Source organism: Halolactibacillus miurensis, from assembly GCF_900116255.1.
GTDB lineage: Bacteria > Bacillota > Bacilli > Bacillales > Amphibacillaceae > Halolactibacillus > Halolactibacillus miurensis.
Map to the genome: position 1 here is coordinate 53972 of NZ_FPAI01000015.1, position 13606 is coordinate 67577.

General features: G+C 38.9%; 19 protein-coding genes and 1 rRNA gene. 5 read left to right on the top strand and 15 right to left on the bottom strand.

All coding sequences use genetic code 11. The features are described 5' to 3' along the window. Positions 1-150: 150 nt before the first annotated feature. Together BM390_RS09970 and metG are read right to left on the bottom strand one after the other, a co-directional pair. A complete protein-coding gene (locus BM390_RS09970; protein WP_062321677.1) occupies positions 151-915 on the bottom strand; it encodes a TatD family hydrolase in 765 nt (254 codons plus the stop codon). A 115-nt stretch (positions 916-1030) separates the two neighbouring features. Continuing rightward, positions 1031-3010 (bottom strand): methionine--tRNA ligase, encoded by a 1980-nt coding sequence (gene metG, locus BM390_RS09975; RefSeq protein ID WP_369676417.1) that lies wholly within the window; start codon positions 3008-3010, stop codon positions 1031-1033. A 419-nt stretch (positions 3011-3429) separates the two neighbouring features. On the opposite strand from metG, the gene abrB reads away from it, so the two are divergent. Further along, the gene (abrB, locus tag BM390_RS09980; RefSeq protein WP_062321679.1) at positions 3430-3708 is read left to right on the top strand and encodes a transition state genes transcriptional regulator AbrB; all 279 of its coding nucleotides are present in this window, start codon (positions 3430-3432) and stop codon (positions 3706-3708) included. Between the two features lie 155 nt (positions 3709-3863). Further along, positions 3864-4196, top strand: coding sequence for an NINE protein (locus BM390_RS09985; RefSeq protein WP_062321681.1), 333 nt, complete (start codon positions 3864-3866; stop codon positions 4194-4196). A gap of 71 nt (positions 4197-4267) precedes the next feature. On the opposite strand, the gene rsmI is transcribed toward BM390_RS09985, so the two are convergent. The 11 genes from rsmI to BM390_RS10040 all read right to left on the bottom strand — a co-directional run bounded on the left by rsmI (position 4268) and on the right by BM390_RS10040 (position 11730). Next, positions 4268-5140, bottom strand: a complete 873-nt coding sequence (rsmI, locus tag BM390_RS09990; RefSeq protein WP_062321683.1) for a 16S rRNA (cytidine(1402)-2'-O)-methyltransferase — start codon at positions 5138-5140, stop codon at positions 4268-4270. After that, on the bottom strand, positions 5118-5399 hold the full coding sequence (locus BM390_RS09995; RefSeq protein ID WP_177220704.1) for a GIY-YIG nuclease family protein: 282 nt from the start codon (positions 5397-5399) through the stop codon (positions 5118-5120). The genes rsmI and BM390_RS09995 overlap by 23 nt, the downstream gene beginning before the upstream one ends. Further along, positions 5389-6072: a tRNA1(Val) (adenine(37)-N6)-methyltransferase gene (locus BM390_RS10000; RefSeq protein ID WP_062321705.1), complete on the bottom strand. Its 684-nt coding sequence runs from the start codon at positions 6070-6072 to the stop codon at positions 5389-5391. Before BM390_RS10000 ends, BM390_RS09995 begins: the two co-directional genes overlap by 11 nt. A 124-nt stretch (positions 6073-6196) precedes the next feature. After that, on the bottom strand, positions 6197-6559 hold the full coding sequence (gene yabA, locus BM390_RS10005; RefSeq protein WP_062321707.1) for a DNA replication initiation control protein YabA: 363 nt from the start codon (positions 6557-6559) through the stop codon (positions 6197-6199). A gap of 27 nt (positions 6560-6586) precedes the next feature. Beyond that, entirely contained in the window at positions 6587-7405 is an 819-nt protein-coding gene (locus tag BM390_RS10010) for a PSP1 domain-containing protein (RefSeq protein WP_089854614.1), read from the bottom strand. A 6-nt stretch (positions 7406-7411) separates the two neighbouring features. After that, entirely contained in the window at positions 7412-8398 is a 987-nt protein-coding gene (gene holB / locus BM390_RS10015; protein WP_089854617.1) for a DNA polymerase III subunit delta', read from the bottom strand. Between the two features lie 100 nt (positions 8399-8498). Beyond that, a complete protein-coding gene (locus tag BM390_RS10020) occupies positions 8499-8939 on the bottom strand; it encodes a YaaR family protein (protein ID WP_062321687.1) in 441 nt (146 codons plus the stop codon). A gap of 21 nt (positions 8940-8960) precedes the next feature. After that, positions 8961-9290, bottom strand: a complete 330-nt coding sequence (gene darA, locus BM390_RS10025; protein ID WP_062321689.1) for a cyclic di-AMP receptor DarA — start codon at positions 9288-9290, stop codon at positions 8961-8963. A 26-nt stretch (positions 9291-9316) separates the two neighbouring features. Further along, positions 9317-9946: a dTMP kinase gene (gene tmk, locus BM390_RS10030; protein ID WP_062321691.1), complete on the bottom strand. Its 630-nt coding sequence runs from the start codon at positions 9944-9946 to the stop codon at positions 9317-9319. 2 nt (positions 9947-9948) lie between these two features. Continuing rightward, positions 9949-11388, bottom strand: a complete 1440-nt coding sequence (locus tag BM390_RS10035; RefSeq protein WP_062321693.1) for an aminotransferase class I/II-fold pyridoxal phosphate-dependent enzyme — start codon at positions 11386-11388, stop codon at positions 9949-9951. Between the two features lie 162 nt (positions 11389-11550). Next, positions 11551-11730, bottom strand: coding sequence for a sigma factor G inhibitor Gin (locus BM390_RS10040; RefSeq protein ID WP_082394496.1), 180 nt, complete (start codon positions 11728-11730; stop codon positions 11551-11553). A gap of 166 nt (positions 11731-11896) precedes the next feature. On the opposite strand from BM390_RS10040, the gene BM390_RS10045 reads away from it, so the two are divergent. From BM390_RS10045 to BM390_RS10055, 3 genes are read left to right on the top strand one after another with little or no spacing between them, the layout of a single operon-like run. Further along, positions 11897-12280 (top strand): hypothetical protein, encoded by a 384-nt coding sequence (locus BM390_RS10045; protein WP_062321696.1) that lies wholly within the window; start codon positions 11897-11899, stop codon positions 12278-12280. After that, complete coding sequence (locus tag BM390_RS10050; RefSeq protein ID WP_062321698.1) at positions 12281-12919, top strand: hypothetical protein; 639 nt, start codon at positions 12281-12283, stop codon at positions 12917-12919. Next, the gene (locus BM390_RS10055; protein ID WP_062321700.1) at positions 12912-13133 is read left to right on the top strand and encodes a hypothetical protein; all 222 of its coding nucleotides are present in this window, start codon (positions 12912-12914) and stop codon (positions 13131-13133) included. Before BM390_RS10050 ends, BM390_RS10055 begins: the two co-directional genes overlap by 8 nt. Before the next feature lie 24 nt (positions 13134-13157). Here the strand turns inward: BM390_RS10055 and BM390_RS15510 are convergent, their stop codons facing one another. Both BM390_RS15510 and rrf read right to left on the bottom strand, forming a co-directional pair. Then, positions 13158-13349 (bottom strand): hypothetical protein, encoded by a 192-nt coding sequence (locus tag BM390_RS15510; protein ID WP_177220705.1) that lies wholly within the window; start codon positions 13347-13349, stop codon positions 13158-13160. Positions 13350-13389: 40 nt separating this feature from the next. Then, a 5S ribosomal RNA gene (gene rrf / locus BM390_RS10065) occupies positions 13390-13504 on the bottom strand. Between the last annotated feature and the right edge of the window lie 102 nt (positions 13505-13606).

A 13606-nucleotide genomic window follows, 5' to 3' on the forward strand; every position in this document is an offset into this window, starting at 1 on the left:
CAAATCGCCATTTGTGACAAAAAAAACGTTGATATATCAACGTTTTCATTCATAAAAGCGGTATCATGACAAGTAAATTAAGAAAAGGTTACAAAATAGGCCTTTCGTTACACAATCGTAACATTCCCTCATTTTTGTCTTTTCACCCACTTAAATACCAAACAGTCTAAGCGCGTTCGCTGTCGTTTGTTGTTCAATTGCTTCAATCGATGTGTCGCGAAGATTGGCAATTTGTTCTGCGACTAAACGAACATAAGCTGGTTCATTTCGCTTTCCTCGATGAGGATGTGGGGCTAAAAACGGACAATCCGTTTCAACGAGTAACCGGTCAGCCGGAACAACTTTTGCGACTTCTTTAGGGGCTTTAGCATTTTTAAATGTGACCGGACCTCCGAGTGAAATATAGAAATTCATATCAAGACATGGCTTGACATGTTCGACTTCACCCGCAAAACAGTGCATAATCCCACCAACTTCTTCGGCATGTTCTTCTTGTAGTAATTGAATCACATCGTCCGTTGCCTCGCGGTTATGAATAATAATCGGTAACTTTACTTTCTTTGCGAGGGCGATTTGTTTTCTAAAGACATCTTTTTGTACGTCTTTCGGTGACTTATCCCAGTAATAGTCAAGACCCATCTCACCTAAAGCGACGACCTTTTCGTGATGCGCGAGTTCTTCTAACCATAAAAGGTCTTCATCGGTAAAATCAATCGCATCAACAGGATGCCAACCAACCGCCGCATAAATAAAGTCATGTTGTTCTGCTAAAGCCATCGCCTTATGAATCGTCTCATAATCAAATCCCACGACGACCATTTTTTCTACACCCGCTGCTTTCGCACGTTGAATGACCTCATCACGGTCTTCATCAAATTGTTCAATATTTAAATGGACATGTGTATCAAATAACATCGTTTACTCGCTCCTTTAATTCTTTGTATCGTTTACGTGTTGTCGTGATTGTCTCTTATTCATGATGAAAAAGAGCCAATCACCGGATAGTGATCTGACTCTTTTCTTCGTTAAATTATTTTACTACTGAACCGTTTGGTAAGTTTGGATCTTGTACACTCGCAAGCGATAAGTTTCCGTCAGAATCTTCACCTGTTAGAATCATACCTTGAGATAGTTCTCCGCGTAATTTTACCGGTTTTAAGTTAGCAACAACGAGGACCTTCTTGCCAACTAAATCTTCTGGCTGATAGAATTTCGCAATCCCTGAAATGATTTGACGCTTTTCGTTGCCTAAATCAACGTAAATTTTGAGTAATCTATCGGCTTTTTTCATTTTTTCTGCTTGAATCACTTCCGCCACCCGCACGTCGAGTTTTAAGAAGTCATCAAAGGCAATGTCTTCTTTGATTGGCTCGATTTCTGTTTGTTTCTCTTCCGCTGGTTTTGTCATCATCGCTTTAATAGCGGCCACTTCTTCTTCTGTATCCAGACGCGGGAAAATTGGGCCTTGTTTATCCACACGCGTGCCCGCTTTAACGACACCGAAATCTCTGATAGAGTCAAATGATTGAAGTGCCTCATCTGTTACACCAAGTTGGCTGAAGATTTTCCCTGGTGTTTCGGTTAAGAATGGACGCAATAACACGGCTGTCCGGCGTAAACTATCAACTAAGTGAGCCATCACATTGCCAAGACGTTCTTTTTTCGCTTCATCTTTCGCAAGCACCCATGGTTCATTTTCATCGATATATTTATTTGTCCGGCTAACGTATTGCCAGATGGTACTTAAGGCAACACTAAACTGCATATGATCCATCGCTTCCTCATAACCCGTAACTGTCTCCATCGCCATTGTCTCAAGTGATGTGTCAATATCCGTTTCACCTTTAGTGAAAGCTGGAATTTCTCCGCCGAAGTATTTATCAATCATCGCGACGGTACGGTTAAGTAAGTTACCTAAATCATTGGCTAAATCAAAATTCACACGATCAACAAAACCTTCTGGTGTAAATACCCCGTCCGCGCCAAAGGGCACTTCACGTAATAAGTAATAACGCAAGGCATCTAGTCCGTAGCGGTCTGTCAGTGAGATCGGATCAACGACATTCCCTTTAGATTTTGACATCTTACCGTCTTTCATTAGAATCCAGCCATGCGCAAAGACTTGTTTTGGTAAAGGTAAATCTAATGCCATCAACATAATTGGCCAATAAATCGTATGGAAACGGACGATTTCTTTACTCATTAAGTGTACATCCGCTGGCCAATATTTATTAAATAAGCTGTCATCATCCGTATTGTAGCCAAGTGCTGTAATATAGTTTGATAACGCATCAATCCATACGTAAATCACGTGTTTCGCATCGCCAGGTACTTTAATACCCCAATCAAATGTCGTACGTGACACAGCTAAATCTTCCAGTCCCGGTTTAATGAAGTTATTGATCATTTCATTTTTACGACTTTCTGGTTGGATAAAGTCAGGGTTTTGTTCATAATATTCAAGCAAGCGATCGACATACTTACTCATTTTAAAGAAATATGATTCTTCTTTGACGACTTCTACTGGTCCACCGCAATCAGGACAATTGCCTGATTCAAGTTGACGTTCTGTAAAGAATGATTCACATGATGTACAGTACCATCCTTCATATTCGTCTAAATAAATATCGCCTTGGTCAAGTAGTTGCTTAAAGATTTTCTCAACCACTTCTTTATGACGTGGTTGTGTTGTCCGAATAAAGTCAGTATGGGAAATATCAAGCTTATCCCATAGCACTTGAATGCCACTGACAATCTCATCAACGTAGGCTTGCGGGGTTATCCTTTTTTCATCGGCTTTCTTTTGAATTTTTTGGCCATGTTCATCCGTTCCGGTTAAATACATGACATCAAAACCTTTTAAACGTTTGTAGCGGGCAATCGCATCACCAGCGACCGTTGTATATGCATGTCCAATGTGTAAGTTACCACTTGGATAATAAATCGGTGTCGTAATATAAAATGTTTTTTTCTCTGACATCGGTTGTTCCTCCCTTAAAGTTGTATAAATGTTCGTGAAAATAATGGACGTATATCTTTATATTGTAGCCTTTTTACGGTGAATTTTCCATCGTTATTACCTGTTTTTTTGCTGAGACAGTAAATTCATTCACTGATTCTAAAACGTCAGGCCTTATAGCCACACCTTTTAAACCTATTTATCGCTCCCTCATTCTTCAACTACTTCCAGTAAGAAGAGAGGTCCAACATTTGAAGTAATCTCTTCACATGAGACAATTTTTTCGGTTTATTAGACAGATAAGGGAAAATTGACGGTTTTTTATTCGATTATTTCAAAAAACGTCAGTTACTTTCCTTTTTTTCGAAAAAAACGAGTTTTTTCAATTGACACATATAGAAATTAATGGTATCTTAAACTATAGGTATTGTCGAAATATACCAAACTATTAATAAAGGGGAGTTTTTCTTATGAAATCAACAGGTATTGTTCGTAAAGTAGACGAACTAGGACGTGTCGTAATTCCAATCGAATTACGTCGTACATTAGGTATTGCAGAAAAGGACGCATTAGAAATTTATGTAGATGATGAGCGCATCATTCTTCAAAAATACAAGCCAAGCATGACTTGCCAAGTAACAGGTGAGATTTCTGATGATAACTTGACACTTGCAGATGGTAAATTGATTCTTTCTCCAGAAGGTGCAAAAGCACTTGTAGAAGAAATCAACAAATCATTAACAAAGTAATCGAAACATCCTAACAAAAAGAACTGTTTCCAATTAGGGGGAAACAGTTCTTTTTTTGTTTCCCTTTTGATTGATCATACAGTTTATAGAAAAAATGACAGTCTTATGTTAAAGTATGACTAACACTAGCACTATTTTAGAAAGCGAGGAAGCATATGAAATACAGTTTAACCGAACGCACCTTTATCAATACGGAAATCTTACGACACGGCAAACAGTTAAGTGTGAGCTATCTTTTACTGATCTTTTTAGGTTTTTTCGGTCTGCATCATATCTACTTAGAAGAAAAAATGCTTGGCATTATCAAACTATTGTTGACGTTAACGGGTATCATCACCTTACCATTCTTTATCGGATCTATTCTGTTAATGCTTGTCGCGCTTTGGTTAATTATTGATGCTTTTTTCATATTCAAGAAAGTAGAGCGTATGAACAGTCAACTCGAACAATCACTCAAGCGATACGTTGATCAGCTCAAGACTAAATAAGATCAGCAATAGCCCATCATTTACCCAAAACACCCCCTTGTTGATGATACAATCAACAAAGGGGGTGTTTGTTATTCCGATTCTTCTATATGATAGACGTGATAAATATCACGTTTTGGTTGTTTTCTGTCTGTAGCCACTTGCTTAATCGCTTCTTTACTTTTTTGACCCTCGTTTATATAGTGGTCGACATGATCTTTAATCGATAAGTCTTCCCACCAGTAATCATCTAGAAGAGCTTCTGTTCGTCCTTCGATGACAATACAGCATTCACCTTTAATCTCTTTACTACTTGACCAGTTAATCACATCATCAATCATCCCACGGCTAAACTCTTCAAAACGTTTCGTTAACTCACGACCTACAGCAACTTGTCGGTCCCCGAGATGTGTTTTAATGGCCATTAACGTATCCGTTAAACGATACGGTGATTCGTAAAGAAGAATCGTCGCCGTTTGTTTATTGATTTCTTCAAACGCTTGTTTGATCTCTTTATTTTTTCGTGGTAAAAAACCGTAAAAATAAAACTGTTTCGTCGGTAAGCCTGAACCAACAAGCGCAACGAGGGCTGCATTGGCCCCGGGTAACACAATACAATCAATCTCGCGTTCAATCGCTTGCTTGATTAATACTTCACCTGGGTCAGAAATACCTGGCATACCGGCGTCACTCACTAACGCAAACGTTGTGCCACTTTCAAGTGCGGCGAGGATCTGATCAATTTTCTTTTGATCACTATGTTCGTGATAACTAAGAAGTGGGGTTGTTATCTCAAAATGATTCAGTAATTTTTTTGTGTTGCGCGTATCTTCAGCAAGAATTTTATCAGCTATTTTTAACGTCTCTAACCCGCGTAAGGTGATATCCTGTAAGTTACCGATCGGTGTTGGCACAATGAATAACTTACCTTGTTCACTTTCTTCATAACTGTTCTGTGTCCACATCGATATTGCCTCCTGTTTTAATGAGTGCTTGTTTTTGTCGTTTCGATAATTGCTTAATGCGATATTCTTCTTTTAAGGCGAGCGTTTTAGTCTCAAAGCTATTGGCATAGCGTAACAAAAGTGGCCCTCTTCCCTTTGTATACTTTGCCCCTTTTCCCTGCCTATGTTGCTTTAAACGATAACTTAAGCGATTCGTATAACCGGTATACAGCGTCTGGTCGTCACATTCTAAAATATAGACCACATGTTTAGTACACAAGACGCAAATACTCCTCTGTATACGTCCCTTCATCATTAAACACATAGAAAGGTGGTAACGTTTTTAACGCTTTTTTGCCATCGCGCATCGCTTCAATTAAGACAATATTAGCTTCTTTATCGCGCTTTGGATAGACAAGTTGCATGCGTTTAGGCTCAAGCTTATATTGACGCATCAACAAAAAGATATCGACCAGTCGATCAGGTCGGTGGACCATCGTCATTTTCCCACCGGATTTCGTCAGTTTACTTGCCGTCTCAATAACTGTTTCAAGTGACGTTGTCACTTCATGACGGGCAATCGTGAGATGCTCATTTAAGTTATGATGGGCATCACTCGCTGTATCAAAGTAAGGAGGATTTACGGTCACCAAATCAAATTTATCATTCTTATAATGGTCCGGTAAGTCTTTTAAATCGCCAAGGTGCATCATAATTTGATCTTGTTTATCGTTTAAACGAATACTGCGCATCGCCATATCATGTAACTTGGTTTGAATCTCTATCCCGTCAATGGGACGTGTCGTATAACGACTCATAAGTAAAGGGACAACCCCATTACCGCTACATAAATCTAAAATTTTCCCGCGTTTTTTCGGCAGTGAACTGAAGTGAGCGAGTAACACGGCATCAATTGAATAAGAAAAAACTGACGGGCTTTGAATAATCTGCATCGATTCATCGGTAAATAAATAATCTAAACGTTCATCTTCATACAGTTCCACGCTTGCACCACACTTCCTTAAAAAAAGACTGGCATCTATAAGAAGATCCCCAGCCTTTTTTGCTATATTCTATTTAATCTTTTGTCTTATTTAAGAACGATAAACAGAATAAACAATCTTCGTTCTGTCTTGGACTACCAAAGTGCACATTACATATATGAAAACCTTCTTCATATAGACGCGCTAAATTGTCATAACCTTCACCGATATTATCGACCGTCCGTCGTTCTGTTGTTTCTCTTTGTTGATCGCGTTCAGCTGTTTCTTCAATCGATTGATCGAGGCGTTGACGTAGGTGATGATTCTCATGCGCCAATCGATGATTTTCTTCTAGTAATTCACTTAAATGTGTTTTTAAATCACCCAGCTGTTGATACAGTTGACCAATCTGTTCTTCCATATCTGACACTTGTTCAAACACTTCTTTTCTATTCATGTTCATCACACCCACCACCTTTTCTCATTATGACGTTGTTAGAACCCCTGCTTCAATCAGTTCATCTAACGTATATTCAACGACACGTTCAAGTTCTTTAATCTCAACTTGAATGATACGTTCTAGTATATTTAATCCAACAACACGTCCACGGCCGAGTGGTGTTGTTAGTTTTTGACCGACGTCTGGCAGTTCGCGTTTTGCTTGTTCATACTCATCATTTTCATATTTTAAGCAGCACATTAAGCGGCCGCATAATCCTGAAATTTTTGTCGGGTTGAGTGAAAGGTTTTGATCTTTAGCCATTTTAATCGACACCGGTTCAAAGTCTCCTAAAAAAGTTGAACAACAAAGCATCCGCCCACACGGACCAATACCGCCAAGTAACTTAGCCTCATCTCTCACACCAATCTGACGTAATTCAATGCGGGTTTTAAATACCGATGCCAAGTCTTTAACGAGTTCACGGAAATCGACGCGGCCATCTGCTGTAAAATAAAAAATCACTTTATTACGGTCAAACGTATACTCGACATCAACTAAGTTCATATCAAGCTGATGTGCCTTAATCTTCTTTTCACACGTAAGATACGCTTCTTTTGCATTGTCTTTATTTTCTAATACGATATGTTTATCTTTTTCTGTTGCTAGCCGGATGACTTTTTTCAGCGGCATCACGACGTCTGTTTCTTCTACTTGTTTCTTTTCTAGCACGACTTTACCAAACTCAACGCCACGTGCGGTTTCGACGATGACATAGTCGTCTTTATCTATCTGAAGGTTAGCCGGGTCAAAATAATATATTTTCCCTACTTTCTTAAATCTGACACCAATAACTTCTATCATTTATATTCACCTCTGCATCTGCAGTGTTAGTTGTTCCATCACAAGGGTTGGATGGGTATGTTGATTGAGCTTTTGTTTGGCGGATGTAATGGCTGATAATATAGTCACGAGATCTTTTCTTGTATAGCGTAAGCTCACGCGTTCTAACTCAGCTTGATAGCTTAGTAACACGATGTGCTCTGTGTCTCCAATGTGCAAATACATAAGATCTTTAAACCATAATAATAATAAATCTAAACCGAGCAACAATTTATCCCGATCGTTAAAATGTTGCATCCAATGTTTTTCAATAAATAACAACGTTTCCTGCGGTTTATCTATCAGCATACCTACTAATTGTACCATTAATTTTCGTGCTTCTGCAAACCACTCATCTTGATTTAAAGCTTTTGCTTCCTCTAATTGCGGGGCAATCGCTTGAAAAATTCGCGCATTTTCTTTCGTGATGCCGTCTTCGATTAGCGCTGTTTCAATAGCTTTCCCTGATAAAGGACGTAACGCAATCATTTGACAGCGTGATCGAATCGTATCTAAGAGTTGTTGTTGATTCTTCGTCAAAAGAATCGCGGTTGTCTCTTGACTCGGTTCTTCTAAAAACTTTAACAAACGGTTACTCGCATTCACCGTCATTAAATCAGCATCTTCAATCACATAAACTTTTCGATTAGATTCAACACCCGAATAAATAAACTCACGTTGGAGTGCTTCAATCTGTTCTTTTTTGATGGATAATCCATCAGGTTTAATCCAGTGTAAATCTGGATGGTTCCCAGAAATCACGCGTTTACAATCCCGGCACTGTAGGCACGGTTCAGCGGTCTCTGTTTCCCGGCAGAATAATCGAAGCGCAAGCGTTTCGGCAATGGCCCGTTTTTTCGTGCCTGGGTCACCATGAATTAAATACGCATGTGCGATACGGTTATGGTTAATCATTTTTTTTAACATCTTAACAGCCACTGGCTGGATCTGTTCGAGTTCTTCAAAACGTTGCATAAAAAGCCACCTAACTTCCACGTGTTGAAAAAGAGTGAGATCAGTGATCGTCACTCTCACGTTCTTCCGTTATTTTAGCATATTTCTTCTCTTAATTGTTTTAGGAATACAAATTAATCAATAATCCTTTAATCTCACCAATTAATCCAAGCAAGTCAATCGAACGTGCACCATCGGTCGTAATTTGTTCAGTCATTTCCATCAGCTTCTCATCAATCGTTTTAACGATATGCAGTTGCCTGTTCGTGCCTTCAAAGTTAAAACTGTGATGATGGCTTAAATCAAGCCCTTTTGACGTCGCATCTTTAATAAAACTCTTCACCATTCGTTTATATTTCGCCACCTCTCTCAGTGTCCGGTAACGAACGAGCTTATCGCCTTGCTTTTTAATTTCTTCAAGCTGTTGTTCAAGAGGGAATGACCGCAGTTTATCGGCTTGGGTTTGGACGAGCTTTTGAAAATCAACCGACTTCGATGGGGAAAGCGGTTGTTGCCGTTGGCTTTTTTCAATTTGATTTAAAAGATCTTTATTTATTTTCATGCACGCGTCTCCCTTTACTTATTAGAACTGGAAGAAACTATCGACAGGTAAGACAAAGACCGTCGCGCCTCCTACTTCAATGTTAATTGGACGGGGAATATACGAATCCGCATTACCTCCCATAGGCGAGATTGGTGCCACCATTTGTTCGCGGTGACTGGATTTATGTTTAATAATATCTAACGCTTGATCGACTTCTTCGTCTTCACAACCAATCATTAACGTTGTATTACCTTCTTTTAAGAATCCGCCGGTCGTTGATAGTTTTGTCGTTTTATATTCTTTATCTGATAAAGCATCAATTAACCGGTGACTATCTTTATCTTGAATAACCGCAATAATTAATTTCATCTTCCATTCCTCCAATGTTTTATCATTTACTGATTGATATGACTGAGCACCTTATTTAATGCGAGCTCTGTAACTTCTTCTACAGTAACGTCTGCGCGTATCGGTTGAATCCGGTCACTAAATCGTTCAGCTAGTACTGCATAGCCTTGATAGACTTTTTCATGAAAGGTGAGCGTTTCTAAATCAAGACGGTTCTGTTCTCGCTCATTATTTTTCTCTATGCGCTTTAAGCCAATGGATGGATCTAATTTAAACCACAGTGTCAGTGATGGCATACAAGCATCAATCGCAAATTGATTAATCGTGTAAATTTGATCAATACCTAACCCTCTCGCATAACCTTGATAAGCAAGACTAGAATCAATAAACCGGTCACACAGGACAATCTTGCCCCTTTCAAGTGCTGGAATGACTTTTTCAACTAAATGCTGACGGCGAGCCGCCGCATAGAGTAGAGCTTCTGTTTTGGCATCCATTGTTGTGTGCGTCGTATCTAAAATCACTTCGCGAATCGCTTCTGCGATGTGAATGCCACCTGGTTCACGTGTTGTTAATACATCGTAATTTAGGTCACGCAGTTTCATTGCAACTCGTTCGAGTACGGTTGATTTACCTGCACCTTCACCGCCTTCAAATGTAATAAATATGCCTTTCATCACTATTCTATCTCCTTTACGACAAACACACCTTCACTAATAGCTTGATTTTGAAAATTCACTTGAGCCACTATTAGCTGCTTGATCGCCCGGATCGCTTCCTGATTTATCCGTTCACCTTTTAATACGAGCGGAATGCCGGGTGGATATGGAACAATTGATTCAGCAGCAATACAATTCATCGCCTCTTCTAATGAGACAAAAACTGATTGGCACTCTCTGAGCGTTTGATAATCAAGTGCCAGTTCTGTAAGTGGTTGTCGGACCTTTTTTCTTACTACTTTCATTGTATCATGAATTGCTGCTTTTTTTAATGTGTGATTCAAGTCATTCACAGCTTCTTGTAACTTTTCTAGCTTAGTGAACGGGGCTAGTCCATGAACAAACAGTAAATATTGATCCGTTATAAATTCTAAATAAATTCCGTGCGACCGAAAGGCTGTTTCTATTGCTTTTGTCGTGTAACCTGGACGCGCCTTTAAGGTGATTTTTAATGGATCCGTTTGCTTATTAGATTCGATTAAGGTGGCACTATTCAGTGCGCTTAACACCTCTTTAACAGCCTTAACAGATTCCATGACCCGGTCTAAATCGTGACGAGTTTGTGATGCTAAATACGCTCGGCTAGCATCTAAACTTGCCATAAGTAAATATGACGGGCTGCTGGACTGCAACATGTCTAAGTAGTGTTTGATGCGTGTTGTCTCACCCTCATAACCCTTCCCTACGTGTAAGTAAGCTGTTTGTGTTAAAGACGGCGCCATTTTATGAGCTGACTGAACGACAAAATCGGCGCCAAGCGATAAGGCCGATGGTGGCAAGTCTTTATGACTCAGTGATAAATGTACTCCGTGTGCTTCATCCACGAGCATGAGGGCCTCATGTTCATGTACACAAGTAATTAGTGATTCCAAGTCACCTGTGGTTCCGAAGTAATCAGGGTAGGTGATAATCATCGCTTTAATAGGATACGTGTTAAAAGCTTGTCTCACATCAGCCAGGCGTGGAAATATCGCACGATTTAATGTTTCATCATAGTCTGGTTCAATAAAGATCGGGTGAGCCCCACTTAGTTCTAATCCATGAATAACGGACTTATGGACGTTTTTCGGCACTAAAATATAATCACCAACAGAGACCGACTGAAGGATCATCGCTAAATTGCCAACGGTTGAACCGTTAACTAAAAAGAAGGTCTCCCGACTATCAAAAAAGTCACGTGCTAAACTCATCGCCTCTTTAATAACACCATCAGGTTGATACAAATCATCTAATCCAGGTAACTCCGTTAAATCGTAACGCATCAGGTCACGAAATACTTCCCATGATTCATGCGGTAATACTTGGCCGTTTTTATGTCCGGGTACGTGAAAGGACATCGGATGTTCACTAGCAACCGATTGAAGTTTCTCCCATAAAGGTATGCGTATTTGTTTTGACATCAAATGCTCCTCTCTAACATCATCTTTTTTCTTTATCATATTAAATATATAAGGGAAGATCTCTTGGTTCTTTCTTGTTATATCATTTAATGGATGGTGAAACAAGTAAAAAAAGAACCCTGATGTGACTTATAATACGAAAAGTCACGTCAAGGTCATGCGTTAAGAGATGGATGCTTTTTGTTGTCGTTTCCGACATTCAGTTAACTTATAGATAAGATAATGATACTCACTTGTTTCTGGTTTTAGCTTTAATAACTTCTCCTCACAAACTGGGCAAATAGATAAGTAGTACAAGTGTAAATAGTCAGATGATGTTTCATGACAAAGGGAACATGTCATATGTAACGCCTCCTTTTGCCATTCAGTCTCACCATGTTTCACATATTTTAATCAGCTATTACAAAAAAATACAGGCTAAACATTACAAAATAATGGGAGAACTGTTACAATGAAGTTATCAGATCACGAGCGATGTAGTTTTATAAAAAATGGAGGCGATAATATAATGACACGTTCACTATTACACGCGCTATTCTTTGGCGTTATTTTTACTTTCGGGAGCTTTATCGGACAAATTTTGTTAGAGCTCTTCAAAGAAACACCTACTAATTATTCACGTGTCCTATTTATCAGTATCTTTACTGGGATAGGGATGATGATGTTTGAACTTATTTATTCTTCAAAAAAGAGAACAAAACGCGCATTGCTTTCTGGTGTGATTTTTACTTCTGGTAGCTTCATCGGACAAATAATCATAGCTTTACTTAAAGAGACGCCTGTCGATTATTCACGTGCCGTCTTTGTCAGTATCTTTACTGGGATAGGAATGGCGATGTTTGAATTGATTCGCTTTTCGAAAAAGAAAGCAAAGTTAATAGGGATAAGATAAGTGCAGTCACGATCTAAACTCGTTTCAATAAGTAGTTTATGGTTACTTATTTATGTTCTTTTCCTATTACCCTCACCAAGTGACGTTACAGGCACAAAAGCCTTTCTCATTGTCTTTCTTATTTGGCCTGGTTTTCTCTTGTTTCAACTGCTTTGTTACGGGCTATTTAAACAAGGGCAGAAAATTCGTCTGTATACGCTACTTTTTTTAGTTAAGAGCGGCCTATTTCTCATCCAACCGATCATTATTACGCATCAATTACTACCTTTAACCTTTTTATCCGCTATAACTGTTCTATTCATTGATCTACTACTATTTAAACAAGAGCATATGGCAAACGTGCGTCTACATGAGTTATCTTTAACAAAAGAAGAATGGACTCAGAATAGCGAAAGATGGAAACGTGCTTGGTTAACAATGGGACCAGTTGTGCTATTGTTTAGCTTATATTTCGAGTTAAGTAACGGTCATTATCAGATGATTATTTACTTAGCTGTTATTTATAGCTGGCTATTTTTAAAGCCGCTACAACCGAAATGGATGTTTGCGAGTGTTCAGTTTATCGGTTTCATACTCGTTTACTTTGTCACCCTTATACCTACTTTCGAAGTAATTAGAGGAGGTTATATAAATGAGTGAGTCTTCAATACGAAGCGCCGTAAAATTACTTATTCTCTTCATACTTAGTGCTTTTTTTGGTGTGTTTCTTATCGCATTATTTACAGGTGAACCGATGGATTTTCAGCACGCTTGGATAAGTAGTATTGGTGGAATAATTGGTATCATCATTGTTGAATTTTTTAGAGACGTAAAAAGGAAAGTAGAAAGAAAAGAGAATAATGAAAATCGATAAAAACGGCATACTTCAGTATATTATTTATTCTCTTACTGCTTTTTTAGCAGCTTTTGTGACATCGCTATTTGTCGATATAGATAATAGCATCAATCCATGGCCTATCGCAATCGGTACTTTTGTCTTAATAACACTAATTAGACTGTCATGGATTTTAGTGGGTAAAAACACAAAGAATAAATAATCACTCGACTCAACCATAAAAAAGATACACAAAAACCCCCTTTTAAGGAACACCTTAAAAGGGGGTTTAGTTGCTTAGCGACGTCCTACTCTCGCGGGGCTTAAGCCCAACTACCATCGGCGCTGAAGAGCTTAACTACTGTGTTCGGCATGGGAACAGGTGTGACCTCTTCGCTATTGTCACTAAACCATAGGGTTATACCCTGAAAACTAGATAAGAAGTAAACAATCATCAAACAAAAATTTAGTTAAGTCCTCGATCGATTAGTATTCGTCAGCTACACATGTCA

What these genes read in the sequence shown, in the direction of transcription:
- BM390_RS10000 (WP_062321705.1), bottom strand. Translation starts at nt 6,072, where the DNA reads ATGCAGATTATTCAAAGCCCGTCAGTTTTTTCTTATTCAATTGATGCC.
- BM390_RS10020 (WP_062321687.1), bottom strand. Translation starts at nt 8,939, where the DNA reads ATGAAAATAAATAAAGATCTTTTAAATCAAATTGAAAAAAGCCAACGG.
- BM390_RS10035 (WP_062321693.1), bottom strand. Translation starts at nt 11,388, where the DNA reads ATGTCAAAACAAATACGCATACCTTTATGGGAGAAACTTCAATCGGTT.
- BM390_RS10010 (WP_089854614.1), bottom strand. Translation starts at nt 7,405, where the DNA reads ATGATAGAAGTTATTGGTGTCAGATTTAAGAAAGTAGGGAAAATATAT.
- darA (WP_062321689.1), bottom strand. Translation starts at nt 9,290, where the DNA reads ATGAAATTAATTATTGCGGTTATTCAAGATAAAGATAGTCACCGGTTA.
- yabA (WP_062321707.1), bottom strand. Translation starts at nt 6,559, where the DNA reads ATGAATAGAAAAGAAGTGTTTGAACAAGTGTCAGATATGGAAGAACAG.
- BM390_RS09985 (WP_062321681.1), top strand. Translation starts at nt 3,864, where the DNA reads ATGAAATACAGTTTAACCGAACGCACCTTTATCAATACGGAAATCTTA.
- BM390_RS10055 (WP_062321700.1), top strand. Translation starts at nt 12,912, where the DNA reads ATGAGTGAGTCTTCAATACGAAGCGCCGTAAAATTACTTATTCTCTTC.
- tmk (WP_062321691.1), bottom strand. Translation starts at nt 9,946, where the DNA reads ATGAAAGGCATATTTATTACATTTGAAGGCGGTGAAGGTGCAGGTAAA.
- holB (WP_089854617.1), bottom strand. Translation starts at nt 8,398, where the DNA reads ATGCAACGTTTTGAAGAACTCGAACAGATCCAGCCAGTGGCTGTTAAG.
- BM390_RS10045 (WP_062321696.1), top strand. Translation starts at nt 11,897, where the DNA reads ATGACACGTTCACTATTACACGCGCTATTCTTTGGCGTTATTTTTACT.
- abrB (WP_062321679.1), top strand. Translation starts at nt 3,430, where the DNA reads ATGAAATCAACAGGTATTGTTCGTAAAGTAGACGAACTAGGACGTGTC.
- rsmI (WP_062321683.1), bottom strand. Translation starts at nt 5,140, where the DNA reads ATGTGGACACAGAACAGTTATGAAGAAAGTGAACAAGGTAAGTTATTC.
- BM390_RS09970 (WP_062321677.1), bottom strand. Translation starts at nt 915, where the DNA reads ATGTTATTTGATACACATGTCCATTTAAATATTGAACAATTTGATGAA.
- BM390_RS10040 (WP_082394496.1), bottom strand. Translation starts at nt 11,730, where the DNA reads ATGACATGTTCCCTTTGTCATGAAACATCATCTGACTATTTACACTTG.